The organism is Natronosalvus amylolyticus (assembly GCF_024298845.1).
In the GTDB taxonomy this organism is placed as follows: domain Archaea; phylum Halobacteriota; class Halobacteria; order Halobacteriales; family Natrialbaceae; genus Natronosalvus; species Natronosalvus amylolyticus.
Window position 1 is genome coordinate 3,372,497 of record NZ_CP101156.1, and the last position, 22,143, is coordinate 3,394,639.

General features: G+C 60.6%; 19 protein-coding genes. 17 read left to right on the forward strand and 2 right to left on the reverse strand.

What is annotated here, in order from left to right:
- Nucleotides 1-93 precede the first annotated feature (93 nt).
- From NLK60_RS15755 to NLK60_RS15830, 16 genes are all read left to right on the forward strand, one after another.
- Nucleotides 94-1,293 (forward strand): 5-(carboxyamino)imidazole ribonucleotide synthase, encoded by a 1,200-nt coding sequence (locus NLK60_RS15755; protein WP_254808726.1) that lies wholly within the window; start codon nucleotides 94-96, stop codon nucleotides 1,291-1,293.
- Nucleotides 1,294-1,306: 13 nt separating this feature from the next.
- Nucleotides 1,307-1,957, forward strand: coding sequence for an AIR carboxylase family protein (locus NLK60_RS15760; protein ID WP_254808727.1), 651 nt, complete (start codon nucleotides 1,307-1,309; stop codon nucleotides 1,955-1,957).
- A gap of 79 nt (nucleotides 1,958-2,036) precedes the next feature.
- Nucleotides 2,037-3,851 (forward strand): sensor histidine kinase, encoded by a 1,815-nt coding sequence (locus NLK60_RS15765; protein ID WP_254808728.1) that lies wholly within the window; start codon nucleotides 2,037-2,039, stop codon nucleotides 3,849-3,851.
- Nucleotides 3,852-3,959: 108 nt separating this feature from the next.
- Nucleotides 3,960-4,367 carry an NADH-quinone oxidoreductase subunit A gene (locus NLK60_RS15770; protein WP_254808729.1) on the forward strand — a complete coding sequence of 136 codons (408 nt, stop codon included), beginning with the start codon at nucleotides 3,960-3,962 and terminating at the stop codon, nucleotides 4,365-4,367.
- Nucleotides 4,364-5,068: an NADH-quinone oxidoreductase subunit B gene (locus NLK60_RS15775; RefSeq protein WP_254808730.1), complete on the forward strand. Its 705-nt coding sequence runs from the start codon at nucleotides 4,364-4,366 to the stop codon at nucleotides 5,066-5,068. The genes NLK60_RS15770 and NLK60_RS15775 overlap by 4 nt, the downstream gene beginning before the upstream one ends.
- Nucleotides 5,065-6,732, forward strand: a complete 1,668-nt coding sequence (locus tag NLK60_RS15780; protein ID WP_254808731.1) for an NADH-quinone oxidoreductase subunit D — start codon at nucleotides 5,065-5,067, stop codon at nucleotides 6,730-6,732. The genes NLK60_RS15775 and NLK60_RS15780 overlap by 4 nt, the downstream gene beginning before the upstream one ends.
- Nucleotides 6,729-7,847, forward strand: a complete 1,119-nt coding sequence (locus NLK60_RS15785; RefSeq protein WP_254808732.1) for a complex I subunit 1/NuoH family protein — start codon at nucleotides 6,729-6,731, stop codon at nucleotides 7,845-7,847. Before NLK60_RS15780 ends, NLK60_RS15785 begins: the two co-directional genes overlap by 4 nt.
- The gene (locus NLK60_RS15790; RefSeq protein WP_254808733.1) at nucleotides 7,844-8,305 is read left to right on the forward strand and encodes a NuoI/complex I 23 kDa subunit family protein; all 462 of its coding nucleotides are present in this window, start codon (nucleotides 7,844-7,846) and stop codon (nucleotides 8,303-8,305) included. The genes NLK60_RS15785 and NLK60_RS15790 overlap by 4 nt, the downstream gene beginning before the upstream one ends.
- Before the next feature lie 54 nt (nucleotides 8,306-8,359).
- Nucleotides 8,360-8,629 carry an NADH-quinone oxidoreductase subunit J gene (locus NLK60_RS15795; protein WP_254808734.1) on the forward strand — a complete coding sequence of 90 codons (270 nt, stop codon included), beginning with the start codon at nucleotides 8,360-8,362 and terminating at the stop codon, nucleotides 8,627-8,629.
- Nucleotides 8,626-9,015 carry a hypothetical protein gene (locus NLK60_RS15800; RefSeq protein ID WP_254808735.1) on the forward strand — a complete coding sequence of 130 codons (390 nt, stop codon included), beginning with the start codon at nucleotides 8,626-8,628 and terminating at the stop codon, nucleotides 9,013-9,015. Before NLK60_RS15795 ends, NLK60_RS15800 begins: the two co-directional genes overlap by 4 nt.
- Complete coding sequence (gene nuoK / locus NLK60_RS15805; protein ID WP_254808736.1) at nucleotides 9,012-9,317, forward strand: NADH-quinone oxidoreductase subunit NuoK; 306 nt, start codon at nucleotides 9,012-9,014, stop codon at nucleotides 9,315-9,317. The genes NLK60_RS15800 and nuoK overlap by 4 nt, the downstream gene beginning before the upstream one ends.
- A gap of 4 nt (nucleotides 9,318-9,321) precedes the next feature.
- The gene (gene nuoL, locus NLK60_RS15810) at nucleotides 9,322-11,358 is read left to right on the forward strand and encodes an NADH-quinone oxidoreductase subunit L (protein ID WP_254808737.1); all 2,037 of its coding nucleotides are present in this window, start codon (nucleotides 9,322-9,324) and stop codon (nucleotides 11,356-11,358) included.
- Nucleotides 11,355-12,881, forward strand: a complete 1,527-nt coding sequence (locus NLK60_RS15815) for a complex I subunit 4 family protein (RefSeq protein WP_254808738.1) — start codon at nucleotides 11,355-11,357, stop codon at nucleotides 12,879-12,881. Before nuoL ends, NLK60_RS15815 begins: the two co-directional genes overlap by 4 nt.
- Nucleotides 12,881-14,467 (forward strand): NADH-quinone oxidoreductase subunit N, encoded by a 1,587-nt coding sequence (locus NLK60_RS15820; RefSeq protein ID WP_254808739.1) that lies wholly within the window; start codon nucleotides 12,881-12,883, stop codon nucleotides 14,465-14,467. Before NLK60_RS15815 ends, NLK60_RS15820 begins: the two co-directional genes overlap by 1 nt.
- Nucleotides 14,468-14,553: 86 nt before the next feature.
- Complete coding sequence (locus tag NLK60_RS15825) at nucleotides 14,554-16,068, forward strand: DHH family phosphoesterase (protein WP_254808740.1); 1,515 nt, start codon at nucleotides 14,554-14,556, stop codon at nucleotides 16,066-16,068.
- Between the two features lie 110 nt (nucleotides 16,069-16,178).
- On the forward strand, nucleotides 16,179-16,994 hold the full coding sequence (locus NLK60_RS15830; RefSeq protein WP_254808741.1) for a CBS pair associated ParBc domain-containing protein: 816 nt from the start codon (nucleotides 16,179-16,181) through the stop codon (nucleotides 16,992-16,994).
- A gap of 39 nt (nucleotides 16,995-17,033) precedes the next feature.
- Here the strand turns inward: NLK60_RS15830 and NLK60_RS15835 are convergent, their stop codons facing one another.
- The gene (locus NLK60_RS15835) at nucleotides 17,034-19,007 is read right to left on the reverse strand and encodes a 3-hydroxyacyl-CoA dehydrogenase/enoyl-CoA hydratase family protein (protein ID WP_254808742.1); all 1,974 of its coding nucleotides are present in this window, start codon (nucleotides 19,005-19,007) and stop codon (nucleotides 17,034-17,036) included.
- A gap of 115 nt (nucleotides 19,008-19,122) precedes the next feature.
- Here NLK60_RS15835 and NLK60_RS15840 point away from each other — a divergent pair, with 115 nt between their 5' ends.
- Nucleotides 19,123-20,274, forward strand: a complete 1,152-nt coding sequence (locus NLK60_RS15840; protein WP_254808743.1) for an acyl-CoA dehydrogenase family protein — start codon at nucleotides 19,123-19,125, stop codon at nucleotides 20,272-20,274.
- A 398-nt stretch (nucleotides 20,275-20,672) separates the two neighbouring features.
- On the opposite strand, the gene NLK60_RS15845 is transcribed toward NLK60_RS15840, so the two are convergent.
- Nucleotides 20,673-22,109 (reverse strand): serpin family protein, encoded by a 1,437-nt coding sequence (locus tag NLK60_RS15845; RefSeq protein ID WP_254808744.1) that lies wholly within the window; start codon nucleotides 22,107-22,109, stop codon nucleotides 20,673-20,675.
- Nucleotides 22,110-22,143: the final 34 nt, after the last annotated feature.

Consider the following 22,143-nt stretch of genomic DNA (forward strand, 5'->3'; position numbering starts at 1 on the left):
CACTTAGGGCAGCCAGTATGGGTACCGACGTAGCCGATACACTCGAGGGTCCGTATACAAATCCTTAAGCGAGGTCCCCGACAATCGCCGCGCATGACGACGCTTTCATCTCCGGGACCGACCATCGGTGTGGTCGGTGGGGGCCAACTCGGTCGGATGCTCGCTGAGGCGGCATCACCACTCGGCGCGGACGTCATCGTCCTCGATCCGACACCGGATTGTCCCGCTGCCGGCGTTAGCCGAGACCAACTCGTCGGCGGATTCGGCGACGAAGACAAAATCCGTGAACTCGCCGAACGCGCAGACGTGTTAACGTTCGAAATCGAACTCGCCGACCAGGACGTCCTCGAGCGCGTCCGCGAGGACACGGGTGTGCCGGTTCACCCCGATCCCGCGACCTTACGGACCATCCACGACAAGCTCGTCCAAAAGCGCGCACTCGAGGACGCCGGCGTACCGGTTCCACCGTTCCGCGGGGTCGACTCCGTCACGGACGTCCACGACGCTATCGACGAGTATGGTGCGCCAGTCATGCTCAAAGCCCGCACCGGTGGGTACGACGGCCGCGGCAACGTCCCAGTCGAGTCGAAAGGCGAGGCAGAAGCTGCTCTCGAGGCCGTTGCAGGGCCAGCCATGGTCGAATCGTTCGTCGATTTCACGCGCGAGATCTCGGTCATCGCGGTCGAAGGCTACGGTGAAACCGCGACGTTCCCCGTCGGGGAGAACATTCACGAGGCAGAAATCCTTCGAGAGACCGTGGTGCCCGCCCGTTCGAGTGACGCCGTCCTCGAACGAGCGAACGCCGTCGCCCAGGACGTGCTCGAAGTAATGGATGGGCGGGGCGTCTACGGCATCGAACTGTTCGAGACGGTCGACGGTGACGTGTTGCTCAACGAAATCGCACCGCGACCCCACAACTCGGGCCACTGGACTATCGAGGGGGCCCAGACCTCACAGTTCGAACAACACGCCAGAGCCGTCCTCGGGTGGCCACTCGGTTCGACGGAGCTGCGTGCCAGCACCGTCTCGACGAATCTACTCGCTGACGTCGAGGAACCTCGCGAGGCACAGCTGCGAAACGTCGAACGGATCCTCGAGACGCCGCGTGCACACCTCCACTGGTACGGCAAACGCGAGGCCCGACCCATCCGAAAGATGGGACACGTCACGCTGACGGCCGCCGCTGGTGACGAGACTGCCGACAGAGCGGTGCTCCTCGCGAAGGCCCGGTCGTTGCGCGACGCCGTGACCTTCCGTGAGAAGAGCGATGGTGCCGAGAACAACCAGCAGTAACGACAGGACACACATGACAGATAGCGTCTCCACCCTGATCGATCGATTGCACGACGAAGCGAACCAGGACCGGTCCACCGAGGAAACGCCCGATATCGGCATCGTCATGGGGAGTGACTCGGACCTCGAGGTGATGCTCACCGGCGGCCGTCGACGCGGTGCCTACGACGCACTGGTCGACGAACTCGGCTTCGGCGAGCAGACAGACTTCGAGAACCCACCCGACGAACGGTTTACGTTCGAAACCTACGTGACCTCCGCTCATCGCACGCCACACCTGATGAGCGCCTACGCCGAGACAGCCGAAGACCGTGGTCTCGAGGTTATCATCGCAGGAGCTGGTGGGAAGTCAGCCGACTTGCCGAATATGACGGCCTCTATCGCGTATCCACTACCGGTGATCGGGGTTCCCGTACAGGAAAAATCGGTCGACAGCGTCATCGGCATGCCCACGGGCGCACCGATGACCGCCGTCGATGCGGGCAAATCCTTCAACGCGGCACTTTCGGCAGCCCAGATTCTCGCGAGGAAGCACGAACCTGTTCGCGATCGACTCGTCGCCTACCACGATGCGCTCGAGGAAGACGTTGGAGCGGTCTCGAGACGGCTCCACGACGAGGGTGTCGACCGGTTCCGGGAGACTCGAGAGGAGAGCGGGAACTGACTTTCGCAGATGGCTGTTCACCAACGAGCAGCCATCGTACCCCCAAAAGGGTATACTGATTCAGTGAGACGTGTAGCCAATGGCCTGGCAGCATACGATATACGCGTATCCGATGCTGTTTGCGATGGCGCTCTCGCTGATCTTTGCCTGGTATGCGCTTTCGATACGCCACCGACACAGTCAGCGGCCGACCCTGTTGATTTTCGCGGCCATGAACGTGGCTATTGCGATCTGGACCGGCTTTTCGGCAGTCAAGCTACTCAGCACGGATCCGACGATACAGTTTCACACCTACCGACTCCTCTATCTCGGGAGTTCCTCGGTTGGGCCGTTGTTGTTACTGTTCGTTCTCGCGTACACCGACCGGGTTCAGTGGGTTCGTCGAGACGTTCTCGCCGGGTTGTTCGTCGTCCCGGTCGTCTTCTGGGTATTGTTGTTCACGAACCCTCACGACGTCGTCATCGTCGACACGCGTATCCTCGAAGTCGACGGACTGCTCGTCATGCGGGCAACGACTGGCCCGGCCCACGTTGCACTGAGTTTCACGTACGCGTCCTTGATGGCCGTCCTGACGCTCGCGGTTATCGTCTCGGAAGCCGTTCGTCGCGGGCGGGCGTATCTGCCCCAGGGTGGACTGCTCGCCCTCGCGATTGTCACGCCGATTACGGTGAGCTTGCTGACGTCGGCAAACGTTCCGCCCTTTACCGTCGACAGCGTCAACTACGTTCCCGCCTCGACTGCCATCTCGTCGGTGGCAATCGGGGTCGCGATGCATCGATACCGATTGCTCGACTTACAGCCGATTGCAGACCGGATCGTTATCGAACAGTCACCCGATGCCGTGTTGGTACTCGATGCGTTGCGCCGTGTCGTCCACGCCAACGGGACGGCGACTGAAGCACTCGGAAACGACGGGACGTCGCTCCTCGAGCGGTCACTCGGCTCGTTGCTGCCCGGCCTCGAGCTATCGACGTCCGAAAGTGTCGAAACGACTTTCGAGACGACTACTGCGGCTGAGGGTTCCGTCGTTTACGATGCCCGTGCCCAGCCTCTCGAGCGTCGGGGAACGCACGTGGGCTGGGTACTGGTCTGTCGAGATGTCACAGAAATTCATCGTCGCCAACAGGAACTCGAGGCGTTCACGGGCGTGATCTCACACGACCTGCGACAACCCCTCCGAACGACTGAACAGTATCTTGGGTTGATCGAACAGCGGGTCGGACCATCCCTCGACGTCGAAGACCGGGAACTGCTGTCGGTCGCGCTGAGAAATACCGACCGACTGCAAGTGATGATCGACGATTTGTTACAGTACTCGAAGATCGGAGCCAGCGACGTGACGCTCGAACCCGTTGACTGTACCACAGCCGTCAATAGCGTGCTCGATGGGCTCCGGTTCGAACTCGAGGACAGAAATGCGACCGTCACCGTCGGCGACCTTCCAACGGTTTCCGGCGTCGACCACCTGCTTCGCCGGTTGTTCCAGAACCTGCTCGATAACGCGCTAAAGTACGGCCATCCCCAACACCCCGAAATCGAAATATCGGCGGCCCCGCAGGGAGATGAATGGCTGTTTCGAGTTCGTGACAATGGCCCCGGGATCGACCCGGCGGACCAGCAACGGGTATTCGATTTGTTCACTCGAGGTCTGGAGCCCCGCGATACCGCGAACGATTCTCTCGACTCGAGTGAATCGAACGATACCAACCGCGGGAAATCCGATCGAGGGGCAACTGGGTCGGGCATGGGGCTCGCTATCTGTAAACGCATCGTCGAAACCCACGACGGGACGATCGACCTCGAGTCCTCGCCACGTTCGGGAACGACGGTAGCGTTTACCTTACCAGCCGCCTCAGGGGCGGAAACGTCGGCTTCGACATCGCGATACGAGTAATCTGTTGACCCAATCTCGAGAGAGATTACTCGAGTCGGTCGAAATCGGCCGAAAAACAAACAATCAACCCTTATATGGGTGCGTTTCCAACGGCCGAACGTTACGGAGATGAATGATTGGATAGCCATCGGGGCACTGGCGCTCGTGGGTTTACTGATTCCGCTCGCCATGATGGCGGTGTCGTATCTCCTACGACCGAGTGTACCCGAAACGAGCAAACGTGCCACCTATGAGAGTGGTGAGGTGCCGACGGGCGGGACGCGCATCCGATTTAATATTCAGTATTACATGGTTGCGCTGCTTTTCCTCGTCTTCGACATCGAGACCGTCTTGCTGTTCCCGTGGGCGGTCATCTACACCGATGCGCTGGCAGAGTACGGACTGTTCTACGCGCTCGGTCCGATGCTACTGTTCGTCGCCATCCTCGTCGTCGGACTCGCGTGGGCCTGGCGCAATGGCGCAGTACAGTGGGCCAAATCGCCCCAGCAGGTCGGCACAGAGGGTAATCGACCATGAGTAACGAACCAACCCAACAGATATACGACAGTACCGCCCCCTCGACGGACACCCAGGAGGACCGGATGGGGCCCGGCGTCGACGCCCGGATGAACTCGAAGCTTCGTGAGGCGTTCGGCTCGTCCCCCTTCATCCTCACCAAGTTCGACCAGTTCATGAACTGGGTCCGGGGGTCGTCGATGTTCATGTTGCAGTTCGGGATCGCCTGCTGCAGCATCGAAATGATCCACACCTACGCGATCAAACACGACCTGGACCGGTTCGGTGCCGGTGTGCCACGGGCGTCACCGCGACAGGCAGACGTCATCATCGTGCCCGGAACCATCGTCTCGAAGTTCGGGCCGCGAATGAAACGCGTTTACGACCAGATGCCCGAACCCAAGTTCGTCATCGGCATGGGGTCGTGTACGATCTCCGGTGGCCCGTTCCAGGAAGGCTACAACGTCGTCAAAGGTGCTGAGGAGATCATTCCGGTGGATATCCACGTTCCAGGTTGTCCACCGCGTCCAGAGGCGCTCATCTACGGCGTTGCCAAACTCCAGGAGCGAGTCGCTAACGGCGAATCTTCCCCGGTGGTCGTCAAACCGTACGAACTCGAGCAGTTTGGCGACCTGCCACAGGACGAACTGGTGCAGAAACTCGCCGATCAGATCGACGAGGAGGACCTCGTCATGCGATACAACTGGGCTGATTCACCATGAGCACGGAACCGCATCTCGACACTGACGCTGACATCGCCGAGATGAGTTTCGAGGACAGACTCGAAGCACTCGTCGGTGACCGAGCCCTCGAGCGCGATGACCACAAAAACGCGCCCGGGTTCGTTATTCGACCCGACGACGTTCAGGACGTGCTGTTCGATCTTCGCGACGAGGCAGGTTTCGACCACCTCTCGTGTGTCACGGCACAACAGTACGACGACCGGTACGAGTCGATTTATCACCTGAAACAGTACGACGACCCAACACAGGAAGTGAGTGTCGTCGTGCCAACGTCGACCGATAACCCGGTCAGCCAGACTGCCGAACCGGTGTTCCGGTCGGCTGACTGGGCCGAACGCGAGAACTTCGATCTGGTCGGAATCGACTACGAAGGCCATCCCGACCCGCGGCGGATTCTGCTGCCAGAGACGTGGCAAGGACATCCGCTCTCGCAGGATTACAATCAGGAGAAACCCCAGGTTGTCACCCTGGCCGAACACGCCAACCCACTACAGGCCGACCATAAGGATACCGAGACGGATACGATGTTCCTCAACATCGGCCCGCACCATCCGGCCACTCACGGCGTGTTGCACGTGAAGGCCGTACTTGACGGTGAAACTGTCGTCGACGTCGACCCGGACATCGGTTACCTCCACCGCTGTGAGGAACAGATGTGCGAGCAGGGCACCTACCGTCATCAGATCATGCCCTACCCGGACCGCTGGGACTACGTCTCGGCTGGCCTGCTCAACGAGTGGGCCTACGCGCGTGCGGTCGAGGACCTTGCGGACATCGAAGTCCCCGAATACGCGCAGGTCATTCGAACGCTGGGCGCAGAACTGTGTCGGATCGCTGCCCACATGCTGGCGCTCGGGACGTTCGCACTGGACGTTTTCGGCGATTTCACTGCCGTCTTCCAGTATGCGTTCCGCGACCGCGAGGTCGTTCAGGACATTCTGGAGGACCTCACTGGTCAGCGCCTGATGTTCAACTACTTCCGACTCGGCGGCGTCGCCTGGGATCTCCCAGAGCCCCGAGAGGAGTTCTTCGAGAAAACGCGTGACTTCCTCGATGACCTTCCACACAAGGTCTCGGAGTACGAGGACCTGATCGTCACGAACGAAATCTTCCAGATCCGGTGTGTCGACACCGGCATTCTCGAGCCCGAAGTTGCCAAATCTTACGGGGCGACCGGGCCGACGGCCCGCGGTTCGGGTATCGATATGGACCTCCGCCGTGACGACCCCTACGGCTACTACGAGAACCTCGAGTGGGACGTCATCACCGAGGACGGCATGGACAACTACTCGCGCGTGCTCGTACGCATGGGCGAGGTCGAAGAGAGTGCCAAAATCATCGAGCAGTGTATCGACTTGCTCGAGGACTGGCCGGAAGACGACCGGGAGATTCAGAGCAACGTTCCCCGAACGCTCAAACCGGAAGCGGACACCGAGACGTACCGCGCCGTCGAAGCGGCGAAAGGCGAACTCGGAATCTACCTCCGTTCGGATGGCACCGACAAGCCCGGTCGCTTCAAGATTCGCAGTCCGTGTTTCCACAACCTCTCGACGCTCGGAGAAATGACCGAAGGTGAATACATCCCTGACCTGATCGCTTCCCTCGGGAGCCTGGACATCGTACTTGGTGAGGTGGATCGATGATCGGCGGGAGCAAGACTCCGTTGCAAGATACGATCTTGCTGCCCGAACGGATCGGTGACCTGACCGGACTCGGCGAGTTCGGGATGGCCGGCGAACTGCTCGCGACGTTTATCGCGGCGTTTATCGTCGGTAACCTGATGCTCGCGATGACCGGCGTTGCCGGACCGTGGGCGAAACGAAAGATTACGGCGGCGTTCACCGACCGATACGCGGTCAACCGTGTTGGTCCCTTCGGCCTGTTGATTATCGTCGCTGACGCGGTGCGTTTGCTCGCCAAAGAGCTAATCATACCGGAAAACGCGGACCGCCCAGCATACGACCTCGCACCGATCGTCGTCGCTGGGTCTGCAATGCTCGGCTTCGCGGTTATTCCAATGGGGTCCGGCATCCACCTCGCTGATCCCGAGGTCGGGCTTGCGTACGTGTTTGCGGTCGCTGGCATCGCGAGCGTCGGACTGGTCATGGCCGGTTACTCCTCGGCAAACAAGTACTCGATGATCGGGGGGCTTCGCGCTGTCGCCCAGAACGTCGCGTACGAGATTCCGCTCGTCGTCACGGGGATGTCCGTCGTTATCTTCGCGGGTACCTTACAGATGAGCGAGATCGCTGCCGCACAGGCCGAGACGCTCATCACGGTTGGTGGACTCGACATCCCGATGTGGTATGCGTTCGTCAATCCGTTCGCGTTCGTCCTGTTCGTCGCGGCGAACATGGCCGAGATCGGTCGTAACCCGTTCGACATCCCTGAGGCGCCGACTGAGATTGTCGCCGGATACCAGACGGAGTACTCGAGCGTCTACTTCGTCTTGATCTACCTCGGGGAGTTTCTGCACATCTTCCTGGGTGGCGCTATTATCGCGACGATCTTCCTCGGTGGCCCTGCTGGACCCGGCCCCGCCGAATTGGGAATCGTCTGGTTTATCGTGAAGATCTGGGCGGTCTTCTTGTTCACCCAGTGGCTGCGCTCGGCGCTACCGCGTGTCAGAATTGACCAACTTATCGAGATTGGCTGGAAAGGCATGCTCGTGCTTGCTTTCGCCAACCTCGTGCTCACGGCGATTATCGTGGGCTTGCTCGAGGCTGACCTCGCACTTAGCATGGTGATCTTCGCATGATTGGACTACTCAAATCGATGGCGGTAACGATGAAACACGCACTGGACGGCAACAAGTTCACGGTGCAGTATCCGGAGGAAACACCTGACGTTTCCCCGCGGTTCCGTGGCGTCCACAAGTTCAGCCAGGAACGTTGTATCTGGTGTCGCCAGTGTGAGAACGTCTGTCCGAACGACACGATTCAGATCGTGACGGACGACCAGCGAAACGGCGAACAGTACAACCTCCACATCGGCCAGTGTATCTACTGCCGACTGTGTGAGGAGGTCTGTCCCGTCGACGCCATCTTGCTCACCCAGAACTTCGAGTTTACGGGCGATACGAAACACGATCTCGTCTACAACAAAGAGCAGTTGATGTCGGTACCGTGGTACAAAGACATCGATCCACTCGAGTCCCGCGAACCGGATCGCGGGGCGTGGATCGGTGAAGGAGACGGCGAGGTCGACTATCAGTAACGAGACCAGCCCATCTCGAAATCTACAAAGGGCATACCCAACCAGATAACACCAATGACATACGAGCTGATCGCGTTCGCGCTGTTCGCCTTCGTTACGCTGGGCAGTGCGGTCGGCGTCGTGCTCTTGCAGGATCCGTGGCACTCCGCGCTCCTGCTGGGCGTGTCGCTGACGAGCGTGGCGGTGTTTTATGTGATGCTAGCGGCGGAGTTCGTCGCAATGATGCAGATTCTCGTCTACGTAGGCGGGGTTCTCATCCTCATCACGTTCGCCGTCATGCTCACGCAAACGGAGGAACCGGACGAGGAGGTGCCGCGGGCATGACGACAGGTCCAAAGCTCCGACTCGGAAAGACGTTGGTACCGGGCGTTCTCGCCGTGGTACTGTTTGCACTGATGGGCGTGATTACGCTGAACACCGGGTTCGGCACGATGACTGGCTATCCAGAGGGGATTTCGATCACCTCCGAGATAGGCTACGCCATGTTCGATATGACGGCGTTGCAGTCGGGAGCGATGAACATCGGTGACACCGAGCCGTTCCTGGTTTCGTTCCTGCTCATCGCCGTCGTTCTCGACGCCGCACTCGACGCGTCACTCGTGCTCGCCAAACGTGAAGATGCAGGCGAGCCAGTTACGGCGCTCTCGACGACGCCGACGGACGCTGACTCGAGCGGAACGGCAGCGGCTGACGGAGGTGTCGACCAGTGACGGTCGGCATCGAGTACTACGTGTTGTTGTCCCTGGCCCTGTTCTGTATCGGACTCTTCGGGGTCTTGACGCGTCGGAACGCACTGATGTTCCTGATGTCCGTCGAGTTGATGCTGAACGCGGCCAACATCAACCTGATCGCGTTCGCGTTCTATCACGGTAACCTCACCGGACAGGTGTTCGCGCTGTTCACGATGGCGCTCGCTGCGGCGGAAGTCGCCGTCGGACTCGGGATCATCCTGGTGCTGTACCGTAACTTCCGTGACGTGGACGTGACTGTTCCGTCGGAGATGAGGTGGTAACACTATGGAAACTGCATTCGAATTAGCGCCGGCGATTGTACTGCTCCCGCTTGCGGCGTTCGTCGTCGCCTTGCTCTTTGGGAACTATATGCCGAAAAAGGGAGCGCTTGCGGGTATCGTCGCCACCGCGGGTTCCTTGCTCCTGTCGCTGTACGTCATGGCGGCTGTCGCGACCGGTGGCCAACATCAGGAGACGTACTTTACCTGGGCTGCCGGCGATGCCGTGAGCGAAACCGGTGTTCCGACGATCGAATTTACGTTCGGCACGCTGCTCGACCCGCTCTCGGCACTGATGCTCGTCATCGTATCGCTGATTGCGTTCCTCGTTCACGTCTTCAGCCTCGGCTACATGAACGACGAGGGTGAAACGGGGCTTCCCCGGTACTACGCCGAACTCGGGCTCTTTACGTTCAGCATGCTCGCGTTCGTCGTCGCCGATAACTTGCTGATGGCGTTCATGTTCTTCGAGCTGGTCGGACTCTGTTCGTACCTGCTCATCGGCTTCTGGTTCCGCACAGAATCTGCGCCATCGGCAGCGAAGAAAGCGTTCCTGGTCACCCGCTTCGGTGACTACTTCTTCTTGCTCGGTGTCGTCGCCATCGGTGCAACGTTCGGGACGCTCGCCTTCCAGGGCGACGGCTCGTTCGTCGCCGCTGCTGGCGAGGCAATCGACAACGGCGAGACGCTGTTCGGCTTCGGTGCCGAAACCTGGGTCACCATCACCGGTCTGCTAGTGCTGGGTGGTGTGATCGGAAAGTCCGCTCAGTTCCCACTCCACACGTGGCTGCCCGATGCGATGGAAGGTCCGACTACGGTGTCGGCGCTGATCCACGCGGCGACGATGGTTGCTGCCGGTGTCTACCTCGTTGCCCGGATGTTCGGCTACTACGCGCTGAGCCCGACCGCTCTCGGGATCATTGCGTTCGTCGGTGGCTTCACCGCACTGTTCGCCGCCACGATGGGTGTCGTCAAAGACGACATCAAACAGGTGCTGGCGTACTCGACGATCAGCCAGTACGGATACATGATGCTCGGCCTGGGCGTTGGCGGCTACGTCGCTGGCGTCTTCCACCTGATGAATCACGCCTTCTTCAAGGCGCTCCTGTTCCTCGGGGCCGGTGCCGTCATCGTCCTCATGCACCACGAACAGGACATGTGGAAGATGGGTGGCCTCAAAGACAAGGCACCCGTCGTGTATTACACGTTCCTCGCGGGCGCACTCGCACTCGCGGGCATCGTTCCCTTCTCTGGGTTCTGGTCGAAAGACGAGATTCTCTTTGACGCCATCATCGTCGGCCTGAACGAGCCGATCTTCCTGGCTGCGTACGCAATGGGACTGCTCGCCGTATTCTTCACCGGCTTCTACACGTTCCGGATGGTCTTCTTGACTTTCCACGGCGAACCCCGGTCTGACGCCGCGCGAGACCCACACCCCGTCAGCTGGAACATCAAGTTCCCGCTGCTCACACTGGGTGTACTGGCGCTTGTCGCCGGTATCGCCAACCTCGCGCCGGTGTACAAACTCACCGGCCTCGAGATTACGTACCTCGAGTTCTGGCTCGACGGTCAGTACGGTGGCTACGCCGACCTGACTTACAGTGCCTACGGCGAAACCGTCCCATTCGGCACTGAATACATCGGTTCCGAGACGATCACCCTGCTGATCGCGGCCGGTCTCGGCCTGGGCCTTGCCGTTGGTGGTGCCGTCTTTGCGATGGTGCTTTACAACGTGCCCGAGCCGGAACCACACACGGAAAACCTCGGCAGCGCCCGGACCGTTCTGCGCAGCAACTACTACCAGGACGAGTACCAGGTCTGGCTCGCCGAGAACCTCACGCTGCCGCTGGCTCGAGCCGCAGATCGGTTCGACCAGACGGTTATCGACGGCGTCGTCAACGGCGTCTCGAGCGTGAGTCTGTTCGGTAGCGGACGGATGAAGCGATTACAAACCGGTGTCGTCACGAACTACGCGGCACTGCTTATCGTCGGGTTCATCGTCTTACTTGTCGTGCTCGGCGTTCTCGGAGGGTGGTTCGTATGATGATTGAGACGCTCCTCGCTGTCACGTTTGCGGGCGCGCTGTTGACGTTCCTCGCGCCCAATCGTATCGCCGGAAAGCTGGCCTTCGCGATCAGTCTGATCCCGGCCGGGCTTTCACTGTGGCTGTTCACCGCCTTCGACGGAAGCGGGAACGCCTTACTCGAAGGTGGCGAACTCGCCTTCGAGAACCGGGCAACCTGGATCGAACTCGGCGCCTACGAAATCTCGTGGTACGTGGGGTTAGATGGTATTAGCCTGCCGCTCGTGGTCCTGACGACGATTTTGACCACGCTCGCGATCATGAGTTCGTGGACGCCGATCGACGTCCGCGAGTCCCAGTTTTACGGTCTCGTGTTGTTCATCGAGGCGAACCTGATCGGTGTCTTCGTGGCGCTCGATTTCTTCATGTGGTTCATCTTCTGGGAGGCCGTCCTCATCCCGATGTACCTGCTGATCGGTGTCTGGGGCGGTCCGCGACGCAAGTACGCCGCGATCAAGTTCTTCATCTACACGAACGTCGCCTCGCTGGTGATGTTTGCGGCGTTCATCGCGCTCGTGTTCAGCCTGGACGTATCGTCGTTCGGCCTGCCCGAGGTCACGCAGGCGATGCTCAACGGCGGACCGGACGCCTTCGCGGGTGTCGCCGGGAGTACGGTCGCCTCACTGGTGTTCATCGCCATGTTCCTCGGCTTCGCTGTCAAGGTTCCAGTGGTCCCATTCCACACCTGGCTGCCGGACGCCCACGTTGAAGCACCGACACCGGCGTCGGTACTCCTGGCCGGTGTCCTCTTGAAGATGGGTACCTACGCCCTGCTCCGGTTCAATTTCACGATGTTCCCGGACCAGGTCGAAACCTATGCGGTTCCGATTGCGGCTATCGCCGTCATCAGCGTCATCTACGGCGCGATGTTGGCGCTGGCACAGACCGACCTCAAACGGATCGTCGCTTACTCGTCGGTCTCGTCGATGGGATACGTCATCCTCGGTCTGATCGCGTACACGCACTTCGGTGTCGGTGGCGCGACGTTCCAGATGGTCTCTCACGGCCTCATCTCCGGGCTGATGTTCATGGCCGTCGGCGTCATCTACAACGCGACCCACACGCGGATGGTCACCGACATGTCCGGGATGGCCGATAAGATGCCCATTGCGGTCGGCATCCTCATTGCCGGTGCGTTCGGTTACATGGGGCTGCCGCTTATGTCCGGGTTCGCCGCAGAGTACTTCATCTTCTTCGGGGCCTTCGGCTCTGAGGTCCTGTCGTACGCTCCGGTGTTCACGGCGCTCGCGATGTTCGGCATCGTGATCGTTGCCGGCTACCTGCTGTTTGCGATGCAGCGCACGCTGTTTGGCCCCTACCGCCTCGAGACTGACTACGAGGTCGGTCGAGCACCACTGCACGACATCGCGCCGATGTTCGTGTTGCTGGGGCTCATCATCGCACTGGGTGTCGCACCCGAGTTGATCTTCGACATGATCCTAGATGCCGTTGACCCGATTCTCGAGTTCGGAGGTGAGGCCTGATGACTGATGCGTTCGCTCTCCCCGAGTGGGCCGCGCTCGCACCGCCACTCCTGTTGGCGCTTACCGCCCTGGCGTTGTTCGCCTACGACAGCATCAACCCGCGGTCGACGAACCGACCGGTACTGGCCGGTATCGCCGTCGTTGGTGCGCTGGCCTCACTCGTAACTGCCGTCTGGTTTACGCTGGCAGGAACCGGGGCTGACGGGCATGATGCAGGTTACGACCTCTGGTTCGTCGTCGGTGATTCGGTCACTGGGACCGGCGCAATCGATCTGTTCGGCGGCCAGTTGGTCGTCGATCAGATGGCGCTGTTCTTCATGATCGTCGTCGCCGTCGTCACAGCGCTGGTGGCGGTGGCCAGCTACGACTACATGGCCGGTCACGCCTATCAGGCCGAGTACTACTCGCTGTTGTTGCTCGCCGCGACGGGGATGTCGACGATGGCTGCCGCAAACAGTCTCGTCACGATCTTCATCGCCCTCGAGCTTGCAAGCCTGCCATCGTACGCACTCGTCGCGATCCTCAAGGACAACCGTGGCAGCGTCGAGGCTGGGCTGAAGTACTTCTTGATCGGTGCGCTCTCCTCGGCCATCTTCGTCTACGGTATCAGCCTCGTTTACGGTGCTACCGGGCACCTGCAACTCGAGGCAATCGCAGACACGCTGGCGGCCGGTGAGGCAGACGCCTACAGCGGCTTGCTCGGACTCGGTATCGTGATGTTGATCGGTGGCTTCGCGTTCAAGACGGCGAGCGTCCCGTTCCACTTCTGGGCACCCGAAGCCTACGAGGGTGCGCCCGCACCGATTGCGGCGTTCCTCTCCTCGGCGTCGAAAGCAGCCGGGTTCGTGATCCTCTTCCGTGTGTTCACGACGGCGTTCCCGCTCGAGACGACGACTGCGGTCATCGGGCTCGACTGGACGGTTGCGTTCATCATCCTCGCCATCGTCACGATGACGGTCGGGAACTTTGCGGCCGCGACCCAGCAGAACGTCAAGCGGATGCTTGCGTACTCCTCGGTGGGTCACGCTGGCTATGCGCTGATCGGACTGGCTGCGCTCACCGTCGACGGCGGCGAACTCGTCCTCGGTGCGGCGATGATGCACCTGCTCGTCTACGGCTTCATGAACACGGGTGCGTTCCTGTTCGTTGGTCTCGGTGAGTACTGGGGCGTCGGTCGTACCTTCGAGGATTACAACGGACTTGCTGCACGCGCTCCGATTGCCTGTGCGGCACTGGCCGTGTTCATGTTCAGCCTCGCAGGGATCCCGCCGTTCGGCGGCTTCTGGAGCAAGTACTTCCTGTTCACGGGGGCGCTCGAGGCGGCGTCGGCCAACAGCGCGCTGTTGCTCGTCGCCGCGGCACTCGTGGTCAACAGCGCACTGTCGCTGTATTACTACTCGCGACTGGTCAAAGCGGTCTGGATCAACGATGCCGACCCCACGGCCGAGCGAGACTTCGGCGGGACGCCGACAGGACTGTACGCAGCGATTCTGTTCGCTGCCGTGATGACTGTCGTCTTGCTGCCTGCGTTCGGCCCGGTCGCTGACGTGGCAGTCGACGCGGCGAGTGCAGTGCTCGTCACCTGATCACGACGCACGACGTTTCGGAATTTCCTTCGAGATCTGTACTGAAAACCCGGTAACTTTTAGCGCCTCCAGTCGGAAGCGGCCGTATGGTTTTCCGGCTGGTCCTCGGCTGTGGGGGCGTTGGACAGCGCGTCGTCGAGGGGCTGCCGGCACTGGCGGCGACGGCTGGTGAGTTACTCGTCCTCGCTGACGATGCGGATCTCGTAGAAACGCTCCGTGAAGAGAGCGTGCCCGCCCGCTGTGTCGATCCGTGTGATCGGACGCTCCTCGAGTCACTCGAGGAGCCTGACGTGGTTTTCATCGCTGGTGATGAACTGGATCGCAATCGTGAGATGGCCGAGACGATCACGACCATTGCACCAGATGCAACTGTTATCGGGTACGCACCTGAGCCGAGCAGCGGTGGTGGCGAACGCGAGACGGTTGCGTCCCGGGCGGCGGACCTGGCTGGTCTCGAGCGAGCGACGACGACGGTTATCGATTCGACCGACCTGCTGGCGAAGTGGATTCTCGAACGTTCGGCGACGCCAGCGGCCCGCAGAGCAATCACGTTACGGAAGAAACTGAGTAGCATTGAGGGGACGCTCGCGGTTGTCGCACACGACAATCCGGATCCTGACGCTATCGCCAGTGCGGTTGCCCTCGCCGAACTCGCTGAATCGGTCGGCGTCGATGCGGAGGCCTGTTACTACGGAGACATTTCCCATCAGGAAAATCGGGCGATGGTCAACTTGCTCGATCTCGATCTTCGCGCGCTCGATATCGATGACCCGCTCGAGTACGGCGCGTTCGCACTCGTCGATCACTCCCGACCGGGTGTCAACGATCAGTTGCCGGCGGAACTGGCGATAGACATCGTCATCGATCACCACCCGCCTCGAGGGCCGGTCGCGGCCGGGTTTTACGACCTTCGTGAACGGATCGGAGCGACCAGCACCATGTTGACTGGGTATATAGACTGGTTCGATATCGATCTCTCGCAAGCGACGGCAACAGCGTTGTTGTACGGTATCCGTGTCGATACCAACGATTTTACGAGGGAGGTTTCAGCCGAGGACTTCGAGGCGGCTGCGACGCTCTGGCCGGACGCCGATCTCGACGTATTGTTACGAATCGAACAACCGACGGTCGATCCCGACATACTGGATACGGTCGCTCGAGCGATTAAAAACCGTACCCGACGGGATTCTGTACTCGTCGCTAGCGCTGGCGAGATTCCAACCCGGGATGCGTTGCCACAGGCGGCCGATCAGTTACTCTCGATGGAGGGGATCGATACGACGCTCGTATTCGGGTTCGACGACGAGATGGTGTTCATTTCGGCTCGTTCACGCGGCTCCGATATCGATCTCGGAGAGGTGCTTCGGGATGCCTACGACCAGATCGGGAGTGCTGGTGGACACGCGAATATGGCCGGCGCGCAACTCGAGATTGGCGTACTGGGCGGGACGGAAACGGCGGCCGAACTCGAGTCGATTCTCAGCGTCGTCGAAGAGGTGATTACGGATCGGTTTTTCGAAGCGATCGAGACACGTCCTGGAACAGCTGTCGGGCTGTACAGCCAGACGAGTCAGGTGCTGTTTGGCACGGACGAATCGTGATGGTGTCTGGATAGGTCGATCGGACTGTTGTATCGTTCGAATATCGATGGCCTTCCACGAATCGCTATTACTCGGAGTGTTTTTCACCGCTCCCCTCGAGAGATGCGTTCATGCACGGTTCTACGGAGGCAGACGGCTACACCAAACCCCGGGTCAAAGATTACATGACTCGAGACGTGGCAACGGTGTCACCCGACGATACGGTCGAAGAAGTGAGTGTACGAATCGCCGAAAGCGAAGATCACAGCGGCTTTCCCGTCTGTGAACGCCGACGCGTCGATGGCTTCGTGACTGCTCGAGATCTGCTACTCGCCGACGATTCGACGCCGATTTTTCGAGTGATGACGACGGACCTGATCGTTGCCCACCCGGATATGAAAGTGACCGATGCCGCACGCGTTATTCTTCGATCTGGGATTCAGAAACTGCCCGTTGTGGACGATGCCGGAAATCTGGTCGGCATTATTTCCAATGCGGACGTCATCAGGAGTCAGATCGAGCGTGCAACTCCGGAAAAAGTTGGGAAGTTGATTCGAACCCTCGAGAACATCCACTCAATTGAGTTACGGGAGGAACGACGCGACATCCAACTGGACGAACTGACCCCGACGCAGGGTCGGGTCTACGCGGACGAACTGGAGGGTCGACGCTACGAACTCGAACACGGGTTGGCGGAACCGCTGGTCGTCATCGACAACGGGGGCACGTTGTTGCTCGCCGATGGGCATCATCGGGTGCTTGCAGCTGACCGACTCGAGCTCAATGAGATGGACGCGTACGTGATCGTCATCGATCACCCGATCGATCTCGGGATGGCGAAAACGGCAAAAAAGGAAGGGCTGGAGAGTATCGCGGATATCGAAGTCGTCGATTACGCGAAGCATCCGCTGGTCGAGACGACGAAACGGTTTCAGTCGGATGAATAACGAAACGAGTCCGTGGTAACCTGGATCCCGATTTCGACGTTATTTGCCTTCGAACTCGGGGTCGTCACCGCTCATGAAGGCGGTGATTCCCGTCATCAGGTCGTCGGTCGCCATCAGGTGACCGAACGCGGCGGCCTCGAGTTCGAGACCGGCTTCGGTGTCGTCGCGGCCGGCGAGCATGGCACGTTTGGTAAAGCGCTGGGCGATGGGTGGGCCGCCGGCGAGCTTTTCGGTCATCTCGAGGGCGGCTTCGAGCAGTTCGTCGTTGTCGACGACGTCGTTGACGAAGCCGTACTCCTCGAGCGTTTCAGCCTCGTAGCGGTCGGCCGTGAGGATGATCTCTTTGGCCCGTCCTTCACCGACGATGTTCGAGAGGCGCTGGGTGCCGCCCCAGCCGGGAATCAGGCCGAGGTTGAGTTCCGGTTGGCCGAGTTTGGAACGCTCGGAGGCGATACGGATGTCGGCGCAGGTGGCCAGTTCCATCCCGCCGCCGAGACAGTAGCCGTCGATCCCGGCGACGACCGGCATCTCACAGCGCTCGAGTTTGCCGAAGGTGGATTGGCCCTGCTCTGAGAGGTCGACCGCGCCGATCGGGTCGGCACCGCCGGCGGCCATGCTCTGGACGTCCGCGCCCGCGGAGAAGGCTTTCTCGCCTTCGCCGGTGAGCAAAATCGCGCGTACCTCGTCGTCGTCCTCGAGCAGGTCGATGGCCGTCGAGAGTTCATCGAGCAGTTCGGAACTGATAGTGTTCATCCGGTGTGGGCGGTCCAGAACGATGTGGCCGACGTACTCGGCGGGATACTCGAGGCGGATCGTTTCGAAGTCGACCCCGTCGTCGTCTTCCGCGGCGTCGTAGAAGCTGCCGACGTCGGAACGCTCCTGGAGGTATGCATCCGGTGCGTAGCGTTCGTGGCCGGTTGCCTCGTAGGCGTCTTCGAGTTCCTCGAGGAGTGGCTCGAGGCCGAATTCGTCGACGACCTTGACGGGGCCGTCGGGGAAACCGGCACCGAGTTTGACGGCTTCGTCGATGGATTCTGGCGGGGCGACGTCGCCACCGATCAGCTTCGCGATTTCGTTTGCCATCGAGCCGAGCAGTCGCCGCTTCACCAGTTCGGACTGCTGATCGGTCGGCACGTCTGCACCGGGACCATCGTCGTAGTCGTAGAAGCCTTTGCCCGTCTTCTTCCCGAGTTCTTCGTTTTCGACCTTTTCGGCGAGCAGCGGTGCGGGCTCGTAGGCATCACCCAGCACCTCGTGCATATACTCGAGGACGTGGAGACTAACGTCGTTACCGACCTGGTCACCCAGTTCGAACGCGCCCATCGGCATGCCCATGTCGAACTTCGTGGTCGAGTCGACCTCGGCGATGGTGGCTTCGTCCTCGCTGACGAGCCAGGCGGCTTCGTTCATCAGGGGGACGAGAATCCGGTTCACGATGAAGCCGGGGGCGTCTTTGTGCACGCGGACGGGTGATTTGTCGAAGTCGTCGGCCAGGGCTTCGATCACGTCGAGCGTCTCCTCGCTCGTGTGCTCGCCCGAAATGACTTCCACCAGTGGCATCCGGATCGGTGGGTTGAAAAAGTGCATTCCACAGAACTGTTCGGGGCGCTCGGTCACCTCCGAAAGGTCCGTGATCGACAGGCTCGAGGTGTTCGTCGCGAAGATGGTGTGGTCTGGGGCGTAGGTTTCGACCTCACCGTAGACGTCCTGTTTAATTTCCATCTTCTCGGGAACAGCCTCGATGACGACGTCGACGTCGCCGACGGCTTCCTCGACGTCGACCAGCGGCGTGATACGCTCGAGGGTGGCGTCGGCCTCCGCTTCGGTTATCTGGTCGTTTTCGGCGAGTTTGCCGAGCGACCACTCGATCTGGTCGTAGCCGTTCTGGACGAACTCCTCGTTGATGTCGCGCAGGTTCACGTCGTAGCCGGCGAGTGCCGCCACTTCGGCGATGCCGTGGCCCATGTTCCCCGCGCCGAGAACTGCGATGGTGTTGATATCCTCAAGCTCCATGGACACATATGCGTCTGGCACCGGTTTCAACGTTTCCCTCTTTTCGGCTTCAAACGTTTCTCGAGTTTACTGCCGGTTACAAAGTTCTTTATCGTTCAGGACAGAATACCCCTGTATGGACTTTGCACTCTCCGACGAGCAACAACAGATCCGCGAAGAAGTGAAACGCTTCGCCGAAAACGAGGTCGAACCCGTCGCAACCGAGTACGACGTCGCCGAGGAGTACCCACACGAGGTCGTCCAGAAGGCCGCCGAGATGGGGCTGACCGGGCCATACATCCCGATGGAGTACGGTGGCGCTGGCTACTCGATTCTCGACACCGCGATCATCACCGAGGAGCTGTTCGCGGTCGACCCCGGTATCGCACTCTCGATCGTCGCCACTTCCTTTGGCTGTGAGGCGATCATGAACTTCGGGACCGAAGAACAGAAAGAGCAGTACCTCGAGCCAGTCGCCCTCGGTGAGGCGATTTCGGGTGCCGCAATTTCGGAACCGGACACCGGTTCTGACGTCTCCTCGGTGTCGACCCACGCCGAAAAAGACGGCGACGAGTGGATCCTCAACGGCAACAAGATGTGGATCACCAACGGCACCGTCGCCGACTTCCTCGTCGTCCTCACGAAAACCAACCCGGACGCCGAGGGTCGCTACAACGGCTTCAGCCAGTTCATCGTCGAGACCGACTGGGACGGCGTTTCCACCGAGAAGATCACGGGCAAACTCGGCATCCGAGCGTCGGACACCGCCGAAGTCATCTTCGACGACGTACGCGTGCCCGAGGAGAACCTCGTCGGGACGCGTGACGCCGCGTTCCTCCAGCAGATGCAGTTCTTCGACGAGACTCGTACGGCCGTCGCCGCTCAGGGCGTCGGTATCGCGAAAGGGGCCACCGAGGCCGCACTCGAGTACGCGCAGGACCGCGAGCAGTTCGGCAAGCCGATCAGCGAGTTCCAGGCCATCCAGCACAAACTCGCCGACATGGCGACCAAGACCGAGGCCGCCCGCAACCTGACGTACAAGGCTGCCTGGAAGGTCGATCAGGGCGAGGACATCACCCAACTCGCCTCGATGGCCAAGGAGTACGCCTCCCGCATCGCCGTCGATGTCGCCGACGAGGCCGTCCAGATCCACGGCGGCGCTGGCTACGTCAACGACTTCCCCGTCGAGCGGTTCTATCGCGACGCCAAGATCACCCAGATCTACGAGGGGACGACCGAGATTCAGAAGAACATCATCGCTCGCGAGATGCTCGGAAAAGGGTTCTAAAACCCACCTTTTATCTTGCGGTCTGCTGCGCTGACGGCTTCGCCGCACAGCACAGCGTCCCTCGATAAAACCTGTCTGGCAAGCACACGTGCTCGCTGACCATTGGCTCGCGACGCTCGCCAAGAGCCCAAAAGCACTCCTCTCCGTTCCGGACGTGCCGCGTCCTCCACGTCGGTCGCCAGTTCGCGAGCGTCGCTCGGGGTGGGTGGCTGGTCAACAGCCTCTTCCCCCGTGAATGTGCGCCTCTCGCTGTCGCTCGAGACGCACGCTCGGCCATCCGTGGACGAGTTCGTTTCTCGTTAGTTCTCGTTGATTCTCGTGGCTCGAGTCCGGTCGATGCGGCGCGGTTTCGCGAACGAGCCACCGTTCAACGAGCGGGACCTGAATCGGTGTCGTAACTACTCGGCCTGTAACGTCTCCCCATCGACGACCCGGCCGGCGAACAGCACCGTCTCCGTCGGGCGATCGCGGATGTAAAACAGGAACGGGCGGTCGACAGTCAGTTCGACGTGGTCCATCGGACCGCTTTCGTCCATGACGACGGCCGTCGCTGCGGCGGCTTCAGTTCCCAGTTCGTCGACGGCCACGAAACTCTGGTGGACGATTTCGCTGATGAACAGACTGCTATCACCATCGACCATTCCGGAGAAATCCGCGCCGCCGCCGAACGCACGCTCCATCCCCAGGTTCTCCATGATCTCGACAAGGCTGAACTTCGACTCGAGTTCGAATTTTGGCATCGTGAGTTCGACCTCCGGCGTAGTCGTTTCCCCGAGCATGATTGCCAGTCGGTCGACGCTGAACGCGTCCTCGAAGGAGGCGAACTCGCCGGCCGCGGGAACGATGACGACCATGCTGGTGTCGTCGTTCGCGTAGGGAAGTTCGACGAGCTGGTGGCCGTCGATTTCGGCGTAGGGGACCTCGATCGACTGGTGCATCATGTCGACGGTCGTCTCCTGGCCCTCGAGGCCGGTGAACGTCCCCGGCGACGTCTGGCTTTCGTCGAAGGGATACTTCCACATCGCGACGAAGTAGATAGCGTTGGTCAACACGAGTCGCGTCGTCGACCTGATCGAGTTTTCGGGGAGCAGGTCTTCGATGCGGTCTTCGGTCTGGGCTTCGACCCACTCGTTGATCTGCTGGCGAGCGTCCTCCGGTGACCCGACGAAATCTACGAGTTGCATCCCGGCCCCGTAATAGGCCTCGAGCAGGTCGAGGAAGTCCTGGTCGAAGCCGTAACCTTGCTGGCCCCAGGTCGTGTTGGCCGTCGATAGCTGGAAGGCGGGGCCGTCGTGGTCTTCACCGGTCGGGTCGTCCACTTCCTGTCCGTCCTCGTTTCGGCGGGCAAACTCGGCCTCGAGCGCGCCGAAGGCGGGGTGCAGGTCGTCTTGCCCGAGTTCGTACCGGAGCGCGGACGCCATCTCGTTCGCGGTTTCCCCCCGGGCACCGGCGTAGGTCATCGCCAGCGCCACGGAAACGCTGTACGGCGAACAAAAGATGTTTTGCTCGGGTGATTCCGCCCGAAGTTGCTCGAGCAGGTCGATCGAGAAGGCGACGTTCCCTCGGATCTGTTCGGCCAGTTTCGCTTCGTCGAGTTCGGGAGCAGTGACGAACTCGAGTTCCGGAAACACCGGCGTCGGGTACGCCCCGAAGCCATCGGTGTCGTTGCCGTTGACGTCGCCGTTTCCATTCCCGTTCGTGTCACTATTACTGTCGTCCCCGCCAGCGCCGGTATCGTCGCCGTTTGCTGGTGAATCATCACTCTCGAGACAGCCGGCCATCCCGGCAAGGAGGGCACCGGTGCATGCGAGGAGTGTTCGTCGGTCGGCGGGCATAGTCCGACCAACTGCGCCGCGGTGTAAGTGTTTT

What these genes read in the sequence shown, in the direction of transcription:
- NLK60_RS15820 (WP_254808739.1), top strand. Translation starts at nt 12,881, where the DNA reads ATGACTGATGCGTTCGCTCTCCCCGAGTGGGCCGCGCTCGCACCGCCA.
- NLK60_RS15800 (WP_254808735.1), top strand. Translation starts at nt 8,626, where the DNA reads ATGACGACAGGTCCAAAGCTCCGACTCGGAAAGACGTTGGTACCGGGC.
- NLK60_RS15785 (WP_254808732.1), top strand. Translation starts at nt 6,729, where the DNA reads ATGATCGGCGGGAGCAAGACTCCGTTGCAAGATACGATCTTGCTGCCC.
- NLK60_RS15775 (WP_254808730.1), top strand. Translation starts at nt 4,364, where the DNA reads ATGAGTAACGAACCAACCCAACAGATATACGACAGTACCGCCCCCTCG.
- NLK60_RS15815 (WP_254808738.1), top strand. Translation starts at nt 11,355, where the DNA reads ATGATGATTGAGACGCTCCTCGCTGTCACGTTTGCGGGCGCGCTGTTG.
- NLK60_RS15830 (WP_254808741.1), top strand. Translation starts at nt 16,179, where the DNA reads ATGCACGGTTCTACGGAGGCAGACGGCTACACCAAACCCCGGGTCAAA.
- NLK60_RS15790 (WP_254808733.1), top strand. Translation starts at nt 7,844, where the DNA reads ATGATTGGACTACTCAAATCGATGGCGGTAACGATGAAACACGCACTG.
- NLK60_RS15835 (WP_254808742.1), bottom strand. Translation starts at nt 19,007, where the DNA reads ATGGAGCTTGAGGATATCAACACCATCGCAGTTCTCGGCGCGGGGAAC.
- NLK60_RS15840 (WP_254808743.1), top strand. Translation starts at nt 19,123, where the DNA reads ATGGACTTTGCACTCTCCGACGAGCAACAACAGATCCGCGAAGAAGTG.
- NLK60_RS15755 (WP_254808726.1), top strand. Translation starts at nt 94, where the DNA reads ATGACGACGCTTTCATCTCCGGGACCGACCATCGGTGTGGTCGGTGGG.
- NLK60_RS15760 (WP_254808727.1), top strand. Translation starts at nt 1,307, where the DNA reads ATGACAGATAGCGTCTCCACCCTGATCGATCGATTGCACGACGAAGCG.
- NLK60_RS15780 (WP_254808731.1), top strand. Translation starts at nt 5,065, where the DNA reads ATGAGCACGGAACCGCATCTCGACACTGACGCTGACATCGCCGAGATG.
- NLK60_RS15770 (WP_254808729.1), top strand. Translation starts at nt 3,960, where the DNA reads ATGAATGATTGGATAGCCATCGGGGCACTGGCGCTCGTGGGTTTACTG.
- NLK60_RS15765 (WP_254808728.1), top strand. Translation starts at nt 2,037, where the DNA reads ATGGCCTGGCAGCATACGATATACGCGTATCCGATGCTGTTTGCGATG.
- nuoL (WP_254808737.1), top strand. Translation starts at nt 9,322, where the DNA reads ATGGAAACTGCATTCGAATTAGCGCCGGCGATTGTACTGCTCCCGCTT.
- NLK60_RS15825 (WP_254808740.1), top strand. Translation starts at nt 14,554, where the DNA reads ATGGTTTTCCGGCTGGTCCTCGGCTGTGGGGGCGTTGGACAGCGCGTC.
- NLK60_RS15845 (WP_254808744.1), bottom strand. Translation starts at nt 22,109, where the DNA reads ATGCCCGCCGACCGACGAACACTCCTCGCATGCACCGGTGCCCTCCTT.
- NLK60_RS15795 (WP_254808734.1), top strand. Translation starts at nt 8,360, where the DNA reads ATGACATACGAGCTGATCGCGTTCGCGCTGTTCGCCTTCGTTACGCTG.